9 protein-coding genes are annotated in these 23310 nt (G+C 48.1%); 2 read left to right on the top strand and 7 right to left on the bottom strand.

What is annotated here, in order from left to right; genetic code table 11:
- Positions 1 to 35: 35 nt before the first annotated feature.
- Positions 36 to 2243: a response regulator gene (locus tag QWY82_RS14150; RefSeq protein WP_290263631.1), complete on the top strand. Its 2208-nt coding sequence runs from the start codon at positions 36 to 38 to the stop codon at positions 2241 to 2243.
- A 101-nt stretch (positions 2244 to 2344) separates the two neighbouring features.
- Here QWY82_RS14150 and xthA read toward each other — a convergent pair whose 3' ends face one another.
- On the bottom strand, positions 2345 to 3151 hold the full coding sequence (gene xthA / locus QWY82_RS14145) for an exodeoxyribonuclease III (protein ID WP_290263629.1): 807 nt from the start codon (positions 3149 to 3151) through the stop codon (positions 2345 to 2347).
- A gap of 82 nt (positions 3152 to 3233) precedes the next feature.
- On the bottom strand, positions 3234 to 5333 hold the full coding sequence (locus tag QWY82_RS14140; RefSeq protein ID WP_290263626.1) for a carboxy terminal-processing peptidase: 2100 nt from the start codon (positions 5331 to 5333) through the stop codon (positions 3234 to 3236).
- Between the two features lie 519 nt (positions 5334 to 5852).
- Here QWY82_RS14140 and QWY82_RS14135 point away from each other — a divergent pair.
- Positions 5853 to 8087, top strand: coding sequence for an NADP-dependent isocitrate dehydrogenase (locus QWY82_RS14135; RefSeq protein ID WP_290263624.1), 2235 nt, complete (start codon positions 5853 to 5855; stop codon positions 8085 to 8087).
- Positions 8088 to 8259: 172 nt separating this feature from the next.
- On the opposite strand, the gene QWY82_RS14130 is transcribed toward QWY82_RS14135, so the two are convergent.
- From QWY82_RS14130 to QWY82_RS14110, 5 genes are all read right to left on the bottom strand, one after another.
- Positions 8260 to 9294, bottom strand: a complete 1035-nt coding sequence (locus QWY82_RS14130; protein ID WP_290263621.1) for a Kelch repeat-containing protein — start codon at positions 9292 to 9294, stop codon at positions 8260 to 8262.
- Positions 9295 to 9716: 422 nt separating this feature from the next.
- Positions 9717 to 17360 carry a beta strand repeat-containing protein gene (locus QWY82_RS14125; RefSeq protein WP_290263619.1) on the bottom strand — a complete coding sequence of 2548 codons (7644 nt, stop codon included), beginning with the start codon at positions 17358 to 17360 and terminating at the stop codon, positions 9717 to 9719.
- 67 nt (positions 17361 to 17427) lie between these two features.
- Positions 17428 to 18126 carry a transposase gene (locus tag QWY82_RS14120; RefSeq protein WP_290263617.1) on the bottom strand — a complete coding sequence of 233 codons (699 nt, stop codon included), beginning with the start codon at positions 18124 to 18126 and terminating at the stop codon, positions 17428 to 17430.
- Positions 18127 to 18394: 268 nt separating this feature from the next.
- Positions 18395 to 19048, bottom strand: coding sequence for a hypothetical protein (locus QWY82_RS14115; protein ID WP_290263616.1), 654 nt, complete (start codon positions 19046 to 19048; stop codon positions 18395 to 18397).
- Positions 19041 to 23300 (bottom strand): RHS repeat domain-containing protein, encoded by a 4260-nt coding sequence (locus QWY82_RS14110; RefSeq protein WP_290263614.1) that lies wholly within the window; start codon positions 23298 to 23300, stop codon positions 19041 to 19043. The genes QWY82_RS14115 and QWY82_RS14110 overlap by 8 nt, the downstream gene beginning before the upstream one ends.
- Positions 23301 to 23310 lie beyond the last annotated feature (10 nt).

Genomic DNA, 23310 nt, shown 5'->3' with positions numbered 1-23310 from the left:
TCAACCTCAGATCCGCGACCCATTCAGGTAGATCAATGTTGCAGCTATTTGTTCCCGCCAATAAAGTTCAAAAAGATCGGAAAATCATGCGCGAGACGGATGCTCGCATGGCTAAATACAGCCGAAGAGGCTTAATTCTCAATCTTTTTGCTTTTCTGCTATGTGTTGCACTCGGTGACTTTTACCAGCAGGCCCCGAATTATTCGCTCGGACTTGCCATAGGTCTCCTTTTAATCACCCTATGGCGTGGTTATTTTTTATTTCGATTTGACACTCTTTACCCTAGAGCCCCTGGACGTTGGCGCACCCATTATTTTTGGGCATCCTTCGTGGGCGCGGCTTGGTGGAGTTTGATTATTGCTAGCGTCACAACCATTGTGGGGATGAAAAATGACACTTTGCTTATCTGGCTCTATTCGGTGGTTTTTTATTCTAGCGTGGCCAACGTGCTCGCGCCTTATCGCAAATTTTTAGGCTTATATTTATTTTTAGGTCAAATTCCAGCCGCGGCGGCTGCCATTCTATTGGGCACTTGGGAGGGCTATGTTTATGGTGTAACCATGTTGGTTTTTTACTTGTTGCTGGATCATCAAGGAGAAGTTACGTCGCGCATTTACTGGGATAGGCTCGAGGCGCAATACAATTTGGATCAACACGCGAAAAACTTGGAGATTGAAAAGCGCGACTCAGAGGCTGCAGCGGAGCTAAAAAATACCTTTCTCACTCGCTTTGGTGGCGAGTTGCGCACCTCACTTAATGATGTATTGGGCGCTCTCAGCTTGCTCGCTGACAGTCGCTTAACCAGCGAGCAAAGGGAACTGCTCGCGCTTGCAAATAAAGCCGGTGAGCGGCAATTAAATTTGGTTAATAACGCCATCGATTTTTCCCAGGCGTCGAACGAAAACCTCGTGCTCGATCACGCCATATTCAACCTATGGAAATTAATTGAGCACGTGGTCGAAGATGTCTCTCACGACGCATATCAACAACAGGTTGAGCTAAATCACGTGCTGGATAGTGACACGCCAGTTCGAGTTAAAGGCGACGCCCAGCGATTGCAGCAGGTACTAATAAATCTTTTAAGTCATGCCATTAAATATTCCAGCCATGGCGAAGTTTTTTTCAAATCTGAGTTCGTTATCAAGAATGAGCAGCAGGGCGAGCTTCAAATCACCATCATAGATCAGCGTGAAACGGTTTCGAACGAGAAAATCATGCCCGCAACTGCAGAGGCCGTACATTACGATACTGAAAACGCACCGCTCGGTATTACTTTGTGTAAAGGTCTGGCTGAATGCATGAATGGCTCTCTACAGGTATTCGAAGACAAGGACAGTGGCACCCAGTATTTTTTCAATATAACGCTGGACACGACGAGCAAGTCGCCTAAAAGCATCGCCATAGAGCCACAGCTTCGCAATAAACGTATCTTGTTAGTGGGCATTCCGTCTTCAATTGAAGATTCATTCTTAATTGAGATGGAAGCCTGGGGCATGAACGTAGACGCTGCGCACGATGAAGAGCAGGCGTTAACGCGTCTTGAGGAGGGGTTGAACGATGAGCACCCCTTTGATGGCGCACTCTTATACACGCATGTGAAATCGCTTGGATTATTAACATTCGCACATAGGTTAAAGCAGCACCCCGAGTTGAAATCTATGCCCCTTGCTATTGCGGCGACGCTGCAACAGCGTGCTTCTGCAGAGGTGGAAGCGTTGCTGGTACACAACGATATCAAGGTACTTTTAAAGCCGGTTTTGCGCGGTAATTTACATCAAGCCATGCTGGAGACACTATTGGCTGCAGCAGTTGTGGAGGAAACAGAAGGGCATAATCATCAGCTCGGTACGGGTAAAAAAATATTGTTAGTTGACGATCATCGTGTCAATCAAATGGTCGCTAAAGGTATGTTACAAAAACTTGGTTATAAGGTTACGCTAGCCAACAATGGCAAAGAGGCGTTGGTTGCGCTGGATGAGCAGGCATTTAATCTAATATTGATGGATTGCCAAATGCCAGAGCTCGATGGCTACGGGGCAACACGCGCGATACGAAAAAAGGAGCAGTTGGATAACGTCGCTGACCCAATTCCCATTGTGGCCATGACCGCGCATGCGGGTGATTCTGATCAAGCTAAGTGTTTCGCAGCTGGGATGAGCGACTATCTTGCTAAGCCCGTGAGTTATGACCAGCTAGAAGACAGTTTGAAGCGCTGGCTCGGGAAAAGTGACACAAAGAAGTAGCTCTTTCACTGGGGGAGCTAATGGCGCATTGTAGGACTGGATATGTGCACAAGATGCCTACAATGCCTTTAGCTGGAGCTTTTAGCCGGGTGCAAGAACTGCTACCAACGAGTAAAAATTGGCGCGTGATCTGAAGGCTTTTCCATGCCTCGAATCTCATAATCAATGCCTGCGCCAATAGACGATTCAACGAGGCTTTTCGTACATAAAATACTGTCGATGCGTAGGCCACGCCGAGGCTCATCTTCAAAGCCGCGGCTGCGATAATCGAACCAACTGTATTCGCTCGCTTGCTCAGGATGATGATGCCTAAAACTATCCACTAAGCCCCAGGCCTGTAGCGCTTGAAGCCACTGTCGCTCTTCGGGTAAAAAGCTGCATTTTCCATCCTTAAGCCATCGTTTACGGTTCTGCTCGCCAATACCAATATCGATATCTTGGGGGGAAATGTTGATGTCACCCATAATCACAATTGATTCACTCGGATGATGTTTTGATTTCAATAAATGGAGTAGGTCGGCATAAAACTTGCGTTTCGCAGGGTATTTAGTTACGTGTTTTTCATTTTCCCCCTGTGGAAAATAGCCGTTGTAGACCCAAATATCCTGATTGCCGATAATAAATTTTCCGCCGACGAAACGACGTTGCGCGTCTACAGCATCTGACTCAAAACCTTTCACTATCTCAGTAGGCTTTTGTTTAGACAGTAAGGCAACACCATAATGGGTTTTTTGTCCGTGATAGATTGCGTGGTAACCCATAGCCTCAATGGCGCTTATCGGAAAATCTATGTCTTGAACTTTTGTTTCTTGTAAACCAATGAAGTCGGGGGCGTACTTTTTAACAATAGCTTCCAGTTGCGGAAGGCGGGCGCGAATACTATTAATGTTAAAAGAGATAATGTTCACAGAATGTCCTTTGTGTCGAGTGCCGGCCGGTTAAGCAAAAAAAGAGCCCCAAGGGGGCTCGTCTTAGCACATGATTATTTCACTATTCCTGAAAATTGGCTAACTTGCTACTAGCCTCTACACGTTGACTGGTGATGAAATCAGCTAATACAAAGCCGGCTTCCCGAAGCATGGCATCTTTTTCAGTATCAATTTGTACCGGGCTGCTCAGTGCATTGGCATTTTCTTCTTCATTTGCTGCCTTTAGTGCCTCATAGCTAGGATAGGGTGCTTCACCTTTAGCCTTGCGGCGAGCATTTTCGCTAGCCAAGTTGCGCTGGTCTAGCAAGGTTTTTTCCGTTAATCGGGTTTTCTCGTTGAGTGAGAGTGCCTTTTTCTCTTTAAGCTCAGCCACCATCTGCAACTGATCTTTTAGAAAGTTAAAATCTGGGCTGACCGCAACTCTGGCTTCGTGTTGCGGGTTAATTTCTTTCATCAGCTCTGTTATGTCGTAATATTTGTCGTGCGCAACCGCATGAATTTTATCCCACGGCAAGGCTGTTTCATACGAGCTTTCGCCAACCTCACTGCTGTCGATTAGGTTAGGCAGCAGAATGTCGGGGATAACACCGCGGTGCTGAGTGCTGTCACCAGAAACGCGATAGAATTTCGACTCGGTGATCTTTAGTTGCCCTTCCTGCAATCCCGTAAGAGATTGCACTGTGCCCTTACCAAAAGATTGTGAGCCTACAATGATACCTCTGCCATAATCTTGAATCGCGCCGGCAAAAATTTCAGAGGCTGATGCACTCAATCGATTGATTAGCACGAGTAGGGGGCCTCGGTAAACTGCACGCGCACGAGACCGGTGGTGGCGAGAGATGGTTTCGTTCGATTGTCGAATCTGGACAACTGGCCCTTGATCAATAAATAGATCTGTTAAGGTTGTGGCCTCTTGTAAGGAGCCTCCGCCGTTATTGCGCAAATCCAAGATAATGCCATCAACATTTTCTTGTTCAAGCTCTTGCAGTAGCTGCATCACATCTCGCGTGGTGCTCTTAAAGTTTGGATCTCGTTGCCGGTAGGCCTCAAAATCTAAGTAGAACGCAGGTACATCAATAACGCCCAGTCGATAGGTGCTATTGCCTTCTTTAACTTCAAACACAGCCTTTTTAGCGGCCTGCTCTTCAAGCTTTACCCGCTCCCGACTAATGGTTACCGTTTTAATGGCGGTGGCATCTTCATTGGCGGGTTGAATCTGCAGGCGCACGATGGTGTTGGGCTCACCGCGAATCAGTTGTACAACTTCATCTAAGCGCCAGCCAACGATATCGATTAACTCACCCTCCTTACCTTGACCTACCGCTAAAATTTTATCGCTAGGCTTTAACTGGCCGGTTTTATCAGCCGGGCCTGCCGCGACTAGGCGAACGATCTTTGTAAATTCATCTTCTGTCTGTAATACCGCGCCAATGCCTTCGAGGGAAAGGGACATATTGATGTTGAAGTTTTCCAAGGTGCGGGGTGATAGGTAACTAGTGTGTGGGTCGTAAAGGAGTGTCAGTGCATTGATTAATGTTTCAAATACATCTTCTCTATCCTGTTGTTGCAGGCGAGATTGTTGATTTTTATAACGACGCGTTAACGTAGTTTTCGCTTCCTCAACACTTTTCCCAGACAGTTTGAGCGACAGTACTGCGGCTTTTACACGCTTGCGCCAAAGCTCATCAGCCTCGGCTTTGTCTTTTGGCCAGCTGGCATTTTCTCTATCTGCATCAAGAGATTCATCGACAGTGAAATTATATTGTGTTTCCGGATCTTCAAGTTCGGCGATGATCGATAACAGCCGAGAATTTATTCGCGCCGTATATTGATTATAAATTTGAAAGCCAATGGCCAAGTCGCCTTTTTTGAAGAAGTCATCAAATTTTGCCCGTGACTTTTCAAAACCGGCAATATCCGAGGCGTAAAAATAGGCGCGGCCAGGATCTAAGGTTTCCAATAGTTTATCGAGGTAGGCACTTGAAAGGTTGTCGTCTAAGGCAAGTTTGCGATAGTGCCGGGTGCTCAGCTTATCGATAATCTCTATCGCTGTTTTTGATTGTGTTTCGGTGTAAGTCAATGGAGCAGCAGTATCTACTACCTTAGCCCCCACGTGCATCGCAAATAACAGCGCAGTGACTAACAGAATTGTACTTCTCATGTGCTACCTGTATCTAAAATTGGCACCCGGTATCGGGATGGAAAACAATCAAGTCTGGGTTAACCCAAGATTTGACCCCAACCAAGTCATGTGGGTTCCTGCAGCTTAGCAAATTGCAGCCTAATGAGCATTAAAAGCAAGCAAATACGCGCTGAAACTCACCTTAGTTGCGCCAAAGTACCCATTTAACGAGCTGGAATGCTATCTATAAATGCCACAGCCAAGCAAGGGTTGGCAGAGCCTAGGGTTGATTTTAGGCTCTGTTTTGGTGCGCCGCTGCCTAGTCTTGTAGTTTTGTGACTAAATATGCCGCAATGTTCGAAATTCAAGGGCTCCATATTGCCAAGACTCTGTCGGTATTTGCTAACGAACTGAGGTAAATAGAGGGTTCAGGGCCATTGTAGTTTTTTTACAACCTATAATTTCCCGCCATCTTTCTGTATGATGCGCACGCAGAATTCACAGATGGATGACTGAGCTTTACAAGCTTGCTCATTGGCTTGGTATAACGGGGTTTACATGACAATTCAGAAATCGAAAATTATTTATACGTTAACAGACGAAGCGCCGGCCTTGGCGACTTACTCATTGCTCCCTATCGTTAACACTTTTTCCGCTGCTGCAGGCATAGAGGTTGAAACCAGTGATATATCATTGGCCGCTCGCATTCTTGCCAGTTTCCCAGAGTACCTATCTGACGATCAAAAGGTATCTGATGCATTGAAGGAGTTGGGTGAGCTTACTCAAGACCCAAATGCCAACATTATTAAACTACCTAATATCAGTGCCTCTATTCCACAGCTGAACGCTGCGATCGCAGAGTTACAGGGCAAGGGTTACAAGATTCCCAGCTACCCAGAAAGCCCAGCTGACGATACAGAGACAGACGTAAAAGCTCGCTACGCAAAAGTGCTAGGTAGCGCCGTTAACCCGGTGTTGCGCGAAGGTAACTCCGATCGCCGCGCGCCTGGTGCAGTTAAGCAATATGCGCGCACGAATCCACACTCCATGGGTAAGTGGAGTCAGGCATCTCGTACCCACGTTGCCCACATGCGCGAAGGCGATTTTTACGCCAGCGATATATCAACCACCATGAGCAAGGCCGGTAAGGTCAAAATCGAATTGGTTGAGGAGGGTGGTAAAACAACACTCCTGAAAGAAGTCGCCGTACAAGCTGACGAAGTGGTGAGTGCGCAATTTATGAGCACCAAGGCGTTACGGAAATTTCTCGACGAAGAAATGGAGGGCGCTCGCAAGGCCGGTCTTTTATTTTCGCTACATATGAAAGCCACCATGATGAAGGTCTCCGACCCCATTGTGTTCGGCCATGCGGTAACCGTTTATTACAAAAAAGCGTGGGAAAAACACGCAAAGACCTTGGCCGAATTAGGCGTTAACCCTAACGATGGCATAGGCGCGGCCCTGCAAAAAATCGATAAGCTGGGCTACTCTAAGCGCTCCGAAATTGAATACGACATGCGTCGTTGCTACGAGACTCGGCCGATGTTGGCGATGGTCGACTCGGATAAAGGCATCACCAACCTCCACGTGCCAAGCGATATCATCGTCGATGCCTCTATGCCAGCGATGATTCGCGCCGGCGGCATGATGTGGAGCGCCGATGGCAAGTTAGCCGACACCAAAGCGGTTATTCCAGACAGCTGCTACGCCACCATTTATCAAGAAGTGATTAACTTCTGTAAGCACCACGACAATTTCGATCCGCGCACTATGGGTACGGTGCCCAATGTTGGCTTGATGGCGCAAAAGGCCGAAGAATACGGCTCACACGACAAGACATTTACTATCTCGGCAAACGGCAGTGTGCGCGTAGTTGATGAAAGCGGCACGGTATTGCTGCAACATGACAAGGTGGAAGCAGGGGACGTATGGCGGATGTTTACCGCTAAAGATGCGCCTATCCAAGATTGGGTTAAGCTGGCTGTAACCCGTTCGCGCGCCTCGGGTATGCCGGCTGTATTTTGGTTAGATGCCAACCGCGGCCACGATGCCCAAATGATCAAAAAGGTCGAAAAGTACTTAAAAGATCACGACACCGATGGTTTGAACATCCAGATCCTACCGCCAGACAGTGCCATTCGTTTTACAATGGAGCGCTTGAAGCGCGGTGAAGATACTATTTCAGTAACCGGCAATGTTCTGCGCGATTACCTCACCGATTTATTCCCCATCCTAGAGCTGGGCACAAGCGCCAAAATGCTGTCGATTGTTCCCTTGATGAACGGCGGTGGCTTATTTGAAACGGGAGCGGGCGGTTCAGCGCCTAAGCATGTGCAGCAGTTTGCCGAAGAAGACCATTTGCGCTGGGATTCCTTAGGTGAGTTTTTAGCCTTAGCAGTTTCCTTTGAAGATGTCGCCGCCAAAACCGGCAACAACAAGGCGCAAGTGCTTGCCAAAACCTTGGATCAGGCCACCGGAAAACTGCTGGTAAACGACAAATCGCCGTCGCGCAAAGTTCGCGAGCTGGACAACCGCGGTAGCCATTTTTACTTGGCGCAATACTGGGCCGAAGCCTTAGCAGCGCAAACCGAGGACAAAGAGCTTCAAGCCGCCTTTGCGCCTCTTGCTAAAGCACTGGTAGAGCAGGAAGCCATTATCGTCAAAGAGCTCACTGACGCTCAAGGTGAGCCTGTTGATATGGGCGGCTATTTTCTACCAGACGCCGCCAAGCTTGAAAAGGCGATGCGTCCTAGCCCAACACTAAATGCATTGCTGAACAAATCAGCTAAGTAGTTCAGAGAAATAGTAAGCTAATTCTGCCTGAGAAACTGCAGCGACGAATTAGCTTTTACGAAAATGGTTAGCCTCAAAAGGGCTAACCATTTTTTTTACTAAGATTGGAATTACCGGATCTGTAATGGGAATAGGGAAAGCTGTATTTGCTTTGTTGCTGCTAGAAAATTTATTATTTGCAGCTAGCTGAACAGAAGGGCATCCCTGAAAGGTTAAGCCGTTCGATGGTTGTTAATTCCGGCCCTCCGCCTCGGTTGCCACTGCCGGATATAGTGTAAAGATACTCATCCACTCTAACCAAACCTGTCCCATGCCGTCCTTCTAGGTTACTGGGCCAAGCCCTCCAGGTCTTGGTTGCGATATCGTATACATCAACCTCCGTGTGCGCTGGCACCTGGCTAACACTTTCGCCGCCAGCGATAATCACGTTGGAACCTAGGGCAATAGCGCTATTTCCCGCTCTCAAGGTTGGCAACGCCTCTTGCTCTGAAACGGCGAGCCATTGCTCCGTATCAAAATCGTAGACATTTCCGTATTTGACGGTAAGTGACATATCTTGATCAGTTTCCTTTGACGTGGTTCTGCCTGCAAAAGCAAATAGGTAGTGCGCTGCAGTCGCGGCTTGGAAGTGATCCCTCGCATTAGGTGCATTATCGAGCTCGCGCCACTGGCCGTGTTTCGGGTCATACTCATCGAACCAAGCTTGATAGCCGCCCATGTGTCCGCGGGTGATTCCACCTATGAGATAGATTTTATCGCGGTAGGCAACCGCTCCCGCAGCGCCACGTTGACGATGAGTTGGTATAGGGTCGCCAATCGTGAATTGATCCGAAAGTGGATCATAGATAATCACATGTTTCACGGGGACCTCGTTGGGCCATTGTCCGGTCATGGCACCTAAAATGTAGATTTTTCCCTGCCAGGCAACCGGTTGAAAATGATGAAGTTCGAAAGGTGGCGCTGATTTACGGGTCCAACGTTGGGTTTCTGTGTTGCACACATCCGTGGGATTAACGCGACGGCCGCCGATTAGAAAAATATTGTTCTCGATTGCAACCAAGCCAGCTTCATGGCGTGCCGTGGGAGTGCCGATCGCCTGTACGATTTCCCATGCGAATGCTGCTTTACTGGTATTACAGGCAGCTAAAGATAGGAGGATAAGCGTCACACATAGGGAGCTGCATAAAGCCAGTGAAATAGTTTTCATAGAAAGCTTTCAGTGATTGGTAGGTGTTGTCCAATAGACTATAACAAGAGCGGCTTCGTATTCAATCTAGCCCAGTGGAAGGCCCAACATCTACAGGTGTTAATCGAGGTCTATCTGGCAGGCGCATGCCTAGTCATGACGCTGCGGGCACTTAAGTTTGTTAGCCCTGCGTATGACGAGGGTAGATTATTGGCTTCAACGGTTAATTAAAGCGGGCATGAGCGGTATTCAAACAAAAGCGTACTAGCTCTGGTAATTCTTAAATTTAACATAATATAGATTATGCGCAATGTTACGTAGTTGCTAGGATGGCCTTTTAGGCAGCTTTAGAGCTATCGGTAAATAAGTCAAATGGAAAGCCTCAGGTTTTAGAGCCCCAATAGCTGAATTTTACGAATTCAGCTATTGGGGGTACCAATAAATTATTGCCAAAGGTTGCCACGAAGCTCATTCACTTGATTCATCTGATCAGCATCAAGTGAAATCAAGCCGTTGACCGGAATTCCGATACTTGTCATTAGGTCTACAAGTGCGGAGAAATTTTCAACCAAGAGCATTGAGCCATCGTCTAAGGTAAATAGCTCTACTACTTGGCTTGAGTTTACAAACCAATCGGTGACTGTAATCTTGTCACTGCTAGCTAAGACAAACACATAGAGGTGGTTGCCACTGCGCACAAACCACAAATCTTCTTTAGCGATACCTCCAACAAATTTGAGATTATCAACATCGCCAACATTTCCCTGTTCGGAGAGCGTGTCGGCACCGTCGCCCGAGGTAAACAGATAGGTATCAGAGCCAGGCCCCCCGCGCAAAAAGTCGTTGCCAAGGCCACCACGCAGCACATCGTTTCCAGCTGAGCCTATGACATTATCATTGCCAGAATTGCCGTCTATAAGCGCGATATTTAGCAGGGAGGTTTCAGAAAAATCTAATATATTGTTCCCTGTTGTGCCAACAATTATATCGCTCCCCGACACGCCATCAATCAGCTCGACGCGACGATCGCCAGTAAACGTATTGATTCTTAAAACATCGTCTTGGTCAGTACCCAAAATCTGATCAAAACCGTCACCACCAGTATAGGTATCGTAACCAGAATCATTTTCAGTGATTCTGAAAGTATCGTCGCCACCCATACCATAAAGATTGTCGGAGCCGATGCCTCCAATGATGAGGTCATTGTTATGGCTACCTTTGATCGTGTCGTTACCGGCTTTACCGTCGATCGACAAAATATTAACTAGGCTAGCATTTGAGAAATCAATGACATCGTTACCCGCGCCCGCTTCGATGCGATTATCACCAGCGCCACCATCGATCGTTTCGACGCTGTATTCACCGCTAAAATCCTTGATATAGAAAATGTCATCGGCATCCGTACCTCGAATCGTGTCACTGCCGGCACCGCCGTTATAGCGGTCAAAACCAGCATCACCTTGCGTAATTAGGAAAAGATCGTCACCCTCTCCGCCAAGCAAAGTGTCGCTACCTAAGCCACCGAGAATGACATCGGCCTCAGCAGAGCCAATAATATGATCATTTCCGCCACCGCCGTTAATATGCGCGATATTCAGTAATTGCGTAGCGCTAAAATCTAAACTGTTGTTGGAGTCTGAACCCTGAATGCTATTTTCTCCAAGCCCACCATCAACTATGTCAACCCGATTTATTCCACTAAAAACTGCAATGTTTATAACGTCGCTTTCATCTGTACCGATGACCTTGTCGACGCCCTCGCCACCTTGGTAGCGATCAAAACCTGTATCTTCAAACGTTATCGGGAATAGGTCATCTCCTGGTCCACCAATAACTGTGTCGCTGCCTAAACCGCCAACAAGCACATCGTTGCCACTAGAGCCGGTTAATGTATCGTTGCCAGCACCCGCATCGATCATGTCAATGTTGATGAGTTCAGTGCTTGAAAAATCCAATACATTGTTCGCAGAGGAACCTTGAATTGAATTTGAACCTATTCCACCGTCTATGACTTCCACATGGTATTTTCCATAGAAAGATGAAATTTGAAACACATCGTCTTCGTCTGTACCTATTAGCTTGTCGAAACCTTCGCCACCTTCATAACGATCAAAACCACTATCAAGTAAATCGCCTGTGTCTGAACGATCAACTGAGAGATAGAAAATGTCGTCGCCAGCCTGACCATTGAGGCTATCATTGCCTGCGCCGCCATAAAGCGTATCAGCGGAGGCGGAGCCAGTTATTGTATCGTTGCCCTCCCCGCCGTAAATTGCGTTGATATTGATTAACTGCGTGGATGAAAAATCCAAAACATTATTTGCATTACTTCCGACAATCCGATCGCGTCCAGCAATACCGTCAATAATTTCAACGGTGTTCTCGCCACTGAACGATGCAATATAAAACACATCATCCGCATCCGTGCCGTGCAAACGATCGACACCCTCACCACCGCTGTATCGATCAAAGCCCGTATCTTCCGCGCGAATAACAAAGGTGTCGTTACCGCCATTACCATAAAGGCTGTCGCTGCCTAAACCACCAACGATAAGGTCGTCAGCTGCGCTACCGTATAAAGTATCGTTGCCTTCAGCGCCATCTATACCAGAAATATTTAGCAGCTCTGTGTGAGAAAAGTTGAGCACGTTGTTGGAGGCCGAACCCCGAATCCAATTCGTTCCTGCGCCACCGTCAATAATTTCAACCGTGTTCTCGCCAGAGAATGTGCTGATAAAAATAGCATCGGATTCAGGCGTGCCTTCTACTCTGTCTACACCTTCGCCACCGTTATACCGGTTAAAACCGGTATCGCCGGCAGTCAGCAGGAATCGATCATTGCCGGCCGCACCATACAGCGTATCACTGCCTTCGCCACCGATAATGATGTCGTCGGATGCTGAACCCGTAATGGTGTCGTTACCCGCAGCACCCTCGATGCTGGCGATGCTCAAAAGTTGGGTATTGGAGAAATCGAATACATTATTAGACGCGCTGCCAATAATTTGATTGTTGCCGCCGTCACCGTCAATAACTTCAACGGTATTGCTACCGCTAAACACACTGATGTAAATAGCATCATCGAAGGGTGTGCCTTGAACAATATCATTGCCCTCTCCGCCCTGATAACGATTAAAACCAGCGTCATCTTGCGTTAGCACGAACACGTCATCGCCGGCTTCACCATACAAGGTGTCACTACCGTGGCCACCTTCAATAATATCGTTTGCAGAAGAGCCATATACCGTATCATTACCCGCCATACCTCTAATGGCTGCGATATTGCCTAGCTCAGTTGCTCTAAAATCTAATGTGTTATTTGAACTTGATCCCTCAATAAAATCCTGCCCGCCAATGCCATTTATTTGTTCAACAGTATTGTCGTTAGAAAATTTACTGAAGCGAAAAATATCGTCGCCTGCACTGCCAATAACTTGGTCAATACCTGCTCCGCCATTAACGCTATCAAACCCACCGTCTACACCAATAATTTCAAATACATCATCGCCGTCGTTGCCAAACAGGCTATCGCTACCCGCGCCACCTATGATTCGATCGTTGCCTTGACTACCGTAAATATTGTCATTGCCCGCTAAACCATCAATGAAATCAATATTGATTAAAACCGTGTTGGTAAAATTAAGTACGTTATTGGCGATGGTACCGTAAATGCCGTTGACGCCATTGCCGCCGTCAATTTGCTCAACGGTATTGTCGCCACTAAAGCTGCTGACGCGAATAGCATCATTTCCGTCCGAACCGATAATGCGGTCAAACCCCTCGCCCCCATTAAATTGATCGGCGTAAGGGTCATCACCTTCGATAACAAAAGTATCATCACCGGCTTCACCAAACATACGGTCGGCACCCGCGCCGCCGATTAATAGGTCGTCGCCGTCGCCGCCATATAAGGTATCGTTACCCGCGTGGCCTTCTAGTACATCGTTACCTGCACCGCCGTGTAGTGTGTCGTTGCTACTATTACCATCGAGAACGTCTGCTGCTGCACCGGGTAAAATAAACCAACTTAACTTTGCTAAGTCTAGCGACTGGCCGGCTGGGTAGCGCAATGTAATGGTTTCATTACTAGGTAGCGTTATACCGGTTTGACTCACGCCGAAACTCACAGTATCGGTGCCTACCACCGAGACAGAATAATTCGGGTTGGGCGAGGTTAAAAGTGAAAGGGTTGCGTTAGACTCTTCAATCGCAATACCGCTATTGGTCATGTGTGCGCGATATATCGCTTCTACGTCACTCGTATTCGCTACCGGCGTTTGGCTAAGTAAACTTAGCTGGCAAATAAACAGTACTTGCTCTGCCACTTCATTGTCGTGATTTTCAAATAAAATACTGGGCGTATTTACACCGTGGTAACCCACGTCGTCACTTACCGCCGAGGTGAACTGCAAACTTACTGGCTGATTGCCATCGATTTCACAATCATCTTTACCGGTAATAAATACCGATTGGGCGACATTCCAATTTTCAGGTGTGAAGTAAAGATACTGAGCGCCAACGATGCCAGCTTCAGTTGCATCGGAAACATTGAGGTTTAAGGTTAAGCTCGTACCTTGTGTTAACGGTTGTGCGAGGCTCACACGAACTTCGGCCCACTGAGTGCCGGCCTCATCTAATAAATTGCCAGCCACTAACTGGGTGGTAATGGTTTTGTCAGCTCCCAGTATCGTTAGGCTGCAACATGCCGTGGCAGTAACCAAGGTCTCGCCGTCGTCGATGTCGGCGCTTAAGGTATAAACGCCTGGCGCTAAACCACTCATATCCCATTGATACTGATCTGCAATGCCGTCTTCATCTTCTGAAATTAAATCTGCAATGAGTACTCGGCTACCTGCATGCTGATAGTACAAACTGATGTTGGCGTTTGAGTCTGGGTCTGCATCTACCCATTGCACGGTTACACTCGGTTCAGTGACGGTGGTGTTTGCCGCTGGCCACACAAAGCGGAAACTCGGTGCATCATTGACGCCATCCAAATTCGTCATGAAATGCTGCGCAGCGCTCCAAGCGCTCAACAAGCCTTGGCTATCTTGGGCCTGCACGCGCCAATAAAAATGACTGTTGTCATCTAATTCGAAATCCGGCGTCCACTGTGGCTCATTTACCAATGCGCTGGTTAATTCGTTTAGCAGCGCGGCATCGCGATAAATAGCAAAACGGTATTGCACGCTATCGCCATCTGGGTCGTCAACGGCTGCACTCACAAATTGCGGCTGCAGTGTTTCAACAACGCTTTCAGCACTTGGGTTGTTTAAACTGGGCGCACTCGGTGCCTCATTGGTTTGATTCACAAAAAACTGTGCTTGCGACCAAGCCGAATCGACAGCGCCGTCACTGGCCTTTACCCGCCAATAATAGGTCGTGTTTTCCAACAAATTATTGACCTGCCACTGAGGCAATAATTGTGCACCCGATGTCTGCAAAGCGGGGCTGCTAAAATTCGACGCGGTATCAAACTCAAACCAATAAGTAACACTTTGGCCTTCTGGGTCGCTAACGGCGCTCGCCGTTAAATTTGTGCTGTTGCCAGCGCCAAGCAGGGTTACATGGCTGTTGGGAACAGGGGAAGTCAAAGCCGGTGTTGCGGGGCCATGGTTGGCGGTGCTCACTAAAAATTGTGCGCGTGGTGTTGCGTTAGTTAGCCCATGTTCGTCGACTACAGTAACCTGCCACTCGTAATATTGATCTTCCTGCAACGCATTGGGTAGCTGCCATTCGGTAAGCCCCTGTGGCCCGGGCAATACACCGGTCAAAGACATTAGCGGATCTGCATCGCCAATGGCGTACAGATCAAAACGGTAGCTGAGTAAATCGCCATCGACATCGAGCGCATTATTAATTACAAGCGTGGGTTGTAGCTGTGCAACTGTCGCGCCAGATGCAGGGCTCGCAATCACTGGGGCCGTTGGCGCATCATTACTGGTATTAATAAAGAATTCACCAACCACCCAAGCACTAGGAACTGGCACCGGCTCAGCGGTTTGCGCTCTTACGCGCCAATAATAGCGCTGGTTATCGGCAAACAATTTGTCAGCTTCTAGGTGCTCAGCTAACACCGCCCAAGTGGTTAGGCTACTCACTTCCGGCACTAATCCAGAAGCAACTAGTTGGCTTTGAGCCGCGTCTTCATAAATTTCAAATTGATAATTTACGCCTGCGGGAATGTCGTGATTGGCTGGCGTAATAGATAAGGTCGGCAACAATGGCGCCGTGCCTCCGGCTAAAATTTCTGCGCCAAAACTTGGGCTGGCAAGCTGAGGCTCGCCCGGTACAACTTGGGCAATGGTGGGGTCTGTACCGTTATCGTGTTCTTCCTGATCGGTTAAACCATCGCTGTCATAATCGCCAGTGCCGTCTCTGCTTAGATCGTCAAAATAAGATTGCTCCCAGCTGTCTTTCAAACCATCGCCGTCTTTATCGTCTTCCGGGTTAATGGCGATATTGACAATGCGCTGGCTGTGCAATTTATCATCGCTTGCCTTAAAGGTTACCGCGTAAGGGCCCGCCTGCCCTACTTTTGGGTACCACTGAAAAACGCCCGTGCCGCTGCCGCCGTCAACAAAGGTTGCACCTACGGGTAAGGCCTGCGCAGTCAATACTGGTGTTGTGCCGTTGGCGTCACTGGCCTGCACTAAAAAGCCAACTTGACCGCCTTCAAAACTGGTGCGATCGGTTATCGCTTGAATTACCGGCGCAACGGGCACTTCGGCTAAATCGCCAAAAAAGAGTGTGTAGTTGCCGTTACTGTTTACATCAAAAATATTTATGAAGTAATCAAAGGTTTTTTTATCGGCGTTGCGGCTTTTCGACAGCCACGCGTTGGCTTTTAGCAGGGTTTTACCGTCGCTCCGCACGGCGCGTGAAATCACTTTAGCGCCAGCGTAAGGGTCGGTAATTTTGATATAGCTAAAACCTGCCTCACCCGTGGATGTTACATTTCTATAACCACCTAAATCTGCCCCCAAGCTTGCCGAAACTTCCGCCACTGGCGCGCAATGCATACAACTCACATCACTCACGCCGGTATTTTCAGACTCATATAAATACAAGTTACCCGCGCCATTAAAGCTAAGGAAATCTTTTACGCCATCGCGCCCAGCGAGATCCACCTGAACATCGTGCACCAACAAATGGGCGTTCACGCCTTCCAACAAAGAGGTTAACTCGCCACCTAGCTCATCGGCGTGGGTAAAACTGGCGGAGAAATCGGTAAACTTGCCCGACAAAGAAGATTCCATTACCCAGCGGCCTGTACGGGCGGCAAAAGGTTCGAGCGAGCCAAAATCAATTAACAAACTAGGGCTAGCGGGCTGGTTGGCAATAAAACTTTCTAGAATTTTGAAATCAATGGCCAGGCCTTGTTCGTTTTCAACGATAGTGGGCTGAGCAGACTCGATGGTGACATTCTGCGCTTGGCCGTAACCGTTGTTCACCATGCGCACGCCTAAAGTGTAGGGCTCGGGTGCTTCAATGGCGAGGGTGAAAGCGTCATCGGCAATAACCTCTTCCGTTAAAAAATAATCCAGAGTGAGTAAAGGCTGGGGTTTAACCACAATGGAGTCCGGCGCCACTTGCACCGTTTCATCTTTGCCGCCGTAACTGTAGGTGAGCGTCGCGCCAACAAAATACAACGTGCCTGAAGACGTTTGCCCAGCAGCGGTTGCCGTTGGCACGATAAGCCAGCGCACTTCGCCCACAGATTTGGCTGCAATGCTGGCATCTTCTACCCGGCCTTTTTCACCGGTATTAAGAATTGTAAAACCTTGGTGATCATCTACCCGAATAAAAAACGCGGCGTCGCTGGCCTGGCTGTTGCTGGTGGCTAGTACCGGATTGCCGTCGGCATCGGTAAAGTAAACGTCAATATTAACGTTCGTTAACGCGAAGCTATCCAAGGGGTTGGTGATGCGCATCACCGCCTCAAAACCTTGGCGTTCAAGCGCGAGCTCTTGGGCAATTTCAATTTTTACTTCCGCACATAAGGCTTCGTCTTGCGCCTGCGCAAAACTCGCGCACAAGGCAATACCGATCGCGCTGAGCCAACGACCCAATACCTGAAACTGCATCCCCACTTCTCCTAACGGCGTGTGGTCACACGCACTTACTAAAAATCTAAATGTTTAACCGCAAGCGTCATTCGTGCGCTTTTGCGGGGCGGCCGGGGCCGCGATGTTCAATACGTCGCCCGGTGCGCTGGGCGATTTCCTCTACAAATTTTGGGCTGCCGGTAAGCTGATTTCGCTCGGCCGCCGCCTGAATAAAACTGTGCACGCGCTGCGCGTCACTTTGGGCGCGCAAAAAATCATGGTAGCGTGCCTGTTGCTGCGATTCGGTATCCGCGAGGGCCATATAACTCGGGCTCTTGTCTAACCAATCCAGCGTTTGCATACCAATAGATGCCCGCGCGCTAGACCAAGGGTAATCTTCGGCCTTAGCTACCATCTTCGCCGTTACCGGATTCAGATCTACATAACGGCAGCAATGCAATAAATACGTATCGGTTTGTATGGGGCTTATCTTGTACCGACTCTCCCACAGCGAGCCGGTGCGCCGCTCTAACTTATTCACAAGCCGCGTTTGACGCCCCGCCAACCGCTTCATTAACTCGCCCACATCCGTGGGGTATTCGCCGGGCTCCACAATCAAATGAATGTGGTTGGTCATCAAGCAAAACGCATACAACTTTAACCCCAAGGTTGTTTTCCACTCCGCCAAATTATCCCAGTAATACTGATAATCTCGCGGCTCGACAAACACCGCATTGCGGTTGTGGCCACGCTGCACAATATGGTGCGGCGTGTTGGGTAATATCAATCTTGCCGTCCTTGGCATGGTGGTCTCCTTGTATTGGGACAGATCTATTTGTTGGTTATTAACAGCCTCAATCAAATTGCTGTTAAATGAATCTGTCCTCATTTGTTTTTGTTACTTGGTTATATTCACCAGCAGTTTTAACTACCGTTAAATAAATCTGTCCCCTTTTTTCTTTATTCACCAGCAGTTTTAACTGCCGTTAAATAAATCTGTCCCCATTTTTTTTGTAACTACCGTTAAATAAATCTGTCCCCATTTGTTCTTCCCATTTTTTTGCATTAATTTTCTAAACAAATACTTCCTGACCAGTCTTGATTAACTCAGAAACCTTATTATCATAATTATGAGAAAAAATTTGGGAAAAAGCACTCCAAAGTTCCTCACCACTTAAATAAGTCACATCACCAAGAGAAGCCAAACCAATAGTCTTTGCATCAAATGAATTACAAGGAGGCATTTCCAACATTTCTCGAAGTATAAATAGAGAAAATTTTGCACAAACTATATGACTAACACTAACAGTACTATCATCATCCGCCTCAGATTCGACAAAGCCTACCGCCAATGATTGGAGTTGCATTTTTTTGAAATTCTGTATGGTTTTTGCGAGCACAAAAAATGCCAGAAGATCGGAATCCCCAAATAATGGTCTGCGCGCATTAAAATAAATGTATGCCGCTGCGAGGTAGCACCCAAGGTAACAGTTATCAATCCGAAGAATATTCTCTATATCCGACTCATTGATCGCGTGACAAATCTCAAATGCATATTCGTCATCATTAAGTTCCATCCTCATCGATGGGATTATTCGAGATATTCGAAAATCATTCGGCTCGAAAAACCCTCCAAGCCATTGTTTAGCTTTCTCTATATCTACCTGGTTGAACTCAGCTTCCAATGATCGCAGCAGCTCAATGAATTTTAAAGTTTTCTTATCCATTACAATCGGGACACTTTTTATTAAGGTTATCGTATTTTTGCTTGGCCTGCCTTGCAGCCTTCGGGTGATCAACTTTAGTAGGGATATGTGAGTCGCAATTCAACTGAATATACAACTTTCTGCCTTCCCATTCCTTTTTAGCATTATCTCTTCGGAACTCACAAGACGAACCTTTTAATCCGTTAGCAAGCTGCGCCGCTTTGTACGCTTTGTATATCAAATTGCATGTACGAATCATGTGCTTTTTATACTTTTTATAGTCTTTATATTTCTTCCAACCAACGATCGCAATTCTAGCAACAACAATAACTATCGCTGCTGGATGTTTTCCATCAAAATCCGACAAATTAATTGGATTGCCATAGCTATAACCGAAAGTATTAACCCCCCCCAACAACCCAATCGGATCAGATTCCAAATACCTCCCCAACCCACTAGAATAATCCCGAAAATAATTCTGATAGAGTCCTGATTCAGGATCCGCATACTGCCCCGGAAACCGCAGCGCATTTTCCGCCACATTGCCACCCAGCACACTCACCTCACCAAAGGCACTCCAGCGAGCTTCCCACGCCACCGCGCCACTCTTATCAAACATTTTCTGTGGCGAACCGAGGTGATCATTTTGATAGTAATACACCTGATTATCCGCCGTGCGCTGAAACAGCGGCTCGGTCATCCACGGTGACTGTGGATTAAAATGGTATTCCTTTATTAACGCACCGGTGGCGGAATACTCCCCCGCCATACCGTTGTCGTTATATAAAAAATAGGTGGTGCCGGTGGCTGTTATTTTTTGAATGCGCTGACCGTAGGGGTTTAACACATAGCGACCTACCTCAGTGCCATTTTTACTCACCGCAATCAAACGCTCTTCGGCGTTATAGGTAAAATGGGTGGTCACACCGGCGCGCACTTCTTGTACCGTGTGGCCGTTGTTGTTGTAGGTAAAGGTAGCGGCATCGGCACCGGTGATGCTCATTAACTGGTTGTGTTCGTTAATGCTGCTCTCGCTGGTTTCACCATTAACAATGCGTTTTAACCGGTTGCCTACGCCGTCGTATTCAAAGCTTTCATCAGCATAGGGGCTGGTGCTGGGGTAGTCGGCACTGGTTAAGCGGTAGAGGTCGTCATAGCCGTAATTGTAGTCGCCGTGTTCGGTTTTGATGGCGGTAATATTATTTTCGCCATCAAAACTGTAATTGGCTTTAGCAATGGCGTTTTCAGCGGCATCAATTAATTGCCGCTCTTCTAAGCGCAACAGGCCATCGTACACGCTGTTGATTTTAATGCCGCCGGGCAACACCACCGTTTGTGGCGCCAGCCATTGGAAGTTGGTCCAGGCCATTTGGCCTTCACCGGGAATGGCCACACTCACCAGTTGGTTGTTGCCGTTGTATTGGTAGGTGTAGGTAATGCCCTCTGGGTTGGTGTAGGTTTTCTTCAAGCCATTGGGGTGATAGGTGTAGCTGTAAGTTTTGCTGAAGGCGCCCAGGTTAACGCTTACCGTGGCAATTTGGTCTAGCGCTGTGTAGGTGTAAGTTTCACTTAAGGCTTGAATGTCGGCGGTGGCGTGCTCTGTATCGGCGCCGGCCTGCTGGCTGTAACCGGTGTACTGATCTTTGGCGTTAAAATGATAGGCAATCACCTTCACCGGCTGCGAGAGGTCTTGCTGGGCAAAGACTTCGCGCTTTACTAGTCGGTTTTGATCATCGTAGCTGTACACCTGCTTTTCTTTATTAGGTGTGATGGCAGTGATGAGGTTGCCATTGGCGTCGTAGCTGTAGCTGCGCTTGATATCGGTGCCAATAAAGTTGTGCTTGGTTTCGCTTTCTAATTCATCGCGCAGGGTATAGGTGTATTGGGTGATGCGCCCTTCTGGATCGGTGACTTTTATTAAATTATCGCGCGCGTCGTAATCAAATTCAGTGCGACCGAGGTTGGCATCGATACTGGTTTTAATGCGACCTAGATTGTCGTACAGGGTTTCAGATAATTTGTTATTGGCATCTAACCAAGCCTTGGGGTTGCCGGCTAAATCGAACTGGGTTTTACGCAACTGACTTTTGCCATTGGCCACTTGGGTCTGTTGCACCGGGCGCTGGCGTTTGTCGTACTCTGAGCTGGTGCTAAAGCCCGGCGTTTGTACGGTTTTTAACAGTTGGGTTTCGTAGCTAAATTCGGTGGCATTTTGCTCGCCATCGATTTGGGTTTTTAACCGGCCTTGGTCGTCAAACACCAATTGCATTTTACTGCTGTTCGGGTCGGTAACGGTGGTGACGCGGTTGGCTTTATCGTAGGTTAAAACCTGCGCGTTACCGGCGTTGTCGGTCACCGATAAGGGTAAGCCCGCGGCGTTGTGCGTGAGGGTAAAGAATTTGCCACTGGCCAAGGTAATTTTAGTGAGATGGCCGGCGTCGTTATAGCTGTACAGCGTGCCGCGCCCGGCGGGGTTTAAATCAGCCAATAAATTGCCCGCGGCGTCGTAGCTGCGGGTCCAGATTTTGCCATTGGCGTCAGTCATGGTGCGCCATTGCCCTAGGGCGTTGTAATCGCCATAGAGGGTTTCATGCTCAAGCGGATCAATCACTTTTGCAACATTGCCGAAGCTGTCGTAATACCATTGGGTAACGGCTAAGGGCGTATTGCCTAAGGACGACTCGCCACTGATGAGCTTTGAGAGATAACCTTCGGGTGTGTATTCGTAGCGGGTAATGCGCTGCTCGGGTAAGCCTTTGGCTTCGGTTAGGGCCAGCAAGTTTCCTTTGTCATCGTAGGTGTATTCGGTGATGATGCCGCGCTCATCGGTATATTGCTTAGGTACTGAAAAATGTGTGTTAAAGCTGGTGCTGGTTTTACTGCCATCGGCGTATTCCACTTTGAGCGGGTTTTGCCACATGTCGTAGGTGGTTTTAGTTTTGTTGCCGCGCGCGTCGGTGTGAATGCCATATACCACATAGTTGGGGCCGGCCTGATTTATAGTCACGCTACCGCCGCCGCCACTACTTGAGCTTGCGCCGCTGGTTGCTTTTAGTGTGGGAGTGTAATTCGCCGTGGCGGCGCTCGTGCCTTTACCTCGGCCGAATTGGGTAAAATGATCTATATCTTGGGATAATACATACTCCGCCGTAAACTGGGTTTCACCTTGAATATCGCGCCTTTCTGGCAGACCGTAACCGTTGTACCAGGTTTCCGTTACCGTACCTGCACCATCGCGCTTGGTGACGTAAAAGAGCTCCTGTTCACTGTCGTAACCGGTGCTATAGCTGCTACCCACGCCGTCAGCATTGAAGCGAGATTTCAGTGTATTTTTAGCACCAAAACCGTACTTGGTTTCTTTTCCAAGTGGATCAGTTTGCCCAGTGAATTGATTACTTGCCGAATAATTGTAGGTCCAAACTTTACCGCGGGTATCGGTCGCGCTAGTAAGTAAACCGCCACGGGTATCGTCATAGCTGTACGTTACCGTGCGGCCGTCTCTATCTTCAATGTGTGTAATGCGATTACGGGGTTCGATGGCCGCGCCGTCGGCATCGGTTAAACCCACGGTATTGGGGTCTTGTTGCCAATGGTAGGTGATGAGCGTGTTGCCCTGCCCATCTTGCACGTTGATGATATCTTGGGCGGCGTTGCGTACCACAGTGGTAACAACGCCATTGCGATCGCTGTAGGACGTAATACGGCCGTCTTTATCGTACTGGGCGCTGTTACCCTGACGGTCACGCCAGACGTAGCCTGTATCACCTAATGAAATAGAGTACTTAAGTTGGTTATCCCAATTACTTAAACCCGCGGGTATAAACAATTCATCGGCATGGAGAATCAAATAAGAGCTGCGCAGCAGAGCTACGCCACCTCCGCCGCTTACCGAACCAGAACCAGCACTGATAACCTTCTCAATTTTTGACGCATCAGCGTATTCGCCGGTTTTCAAGTAAGTTAAAACGTCTTGCGCTTTGCCAAAAAATTTCAAATCGCGCCAACGGCTATTCCACTCCCAGTGATCGTGCACCCAGCGACGGGTAACGCGCAGTTCCCCCGCGGGCGATTTCACATGCATATCTTGAAAATCTTCGCGGTTACTGCCGGTAACCACATCCGGCGCACGGTTATCTTGCACAATGGCGGGCATGGCCCATGCTGAACTCGCGCCCAGCAAACTGATGCAGCCTGTTAACACCAACCTAGGCATCAGTTGTGAAACTGCGTTGGTGAACGTGGTGGCTAAAAATTTCTTCATTGTGTTAATCATCTGCAAAGTC

The organism is Simiduia curdlanivorans (genome assembly GCF_030409605.1).
GTDB lineage: Bacteria > Pseudomonadota > Gammaproteobacteria > Pseudomonadales > Cellvibrionaceae > Simiduia > Simiduia curdlanivorans.
The sequence above is the reverse complement of the archived record's forward strand: the minus strand, read 5'-3'. Positions and strand labels throughout refer to the sequence as shown.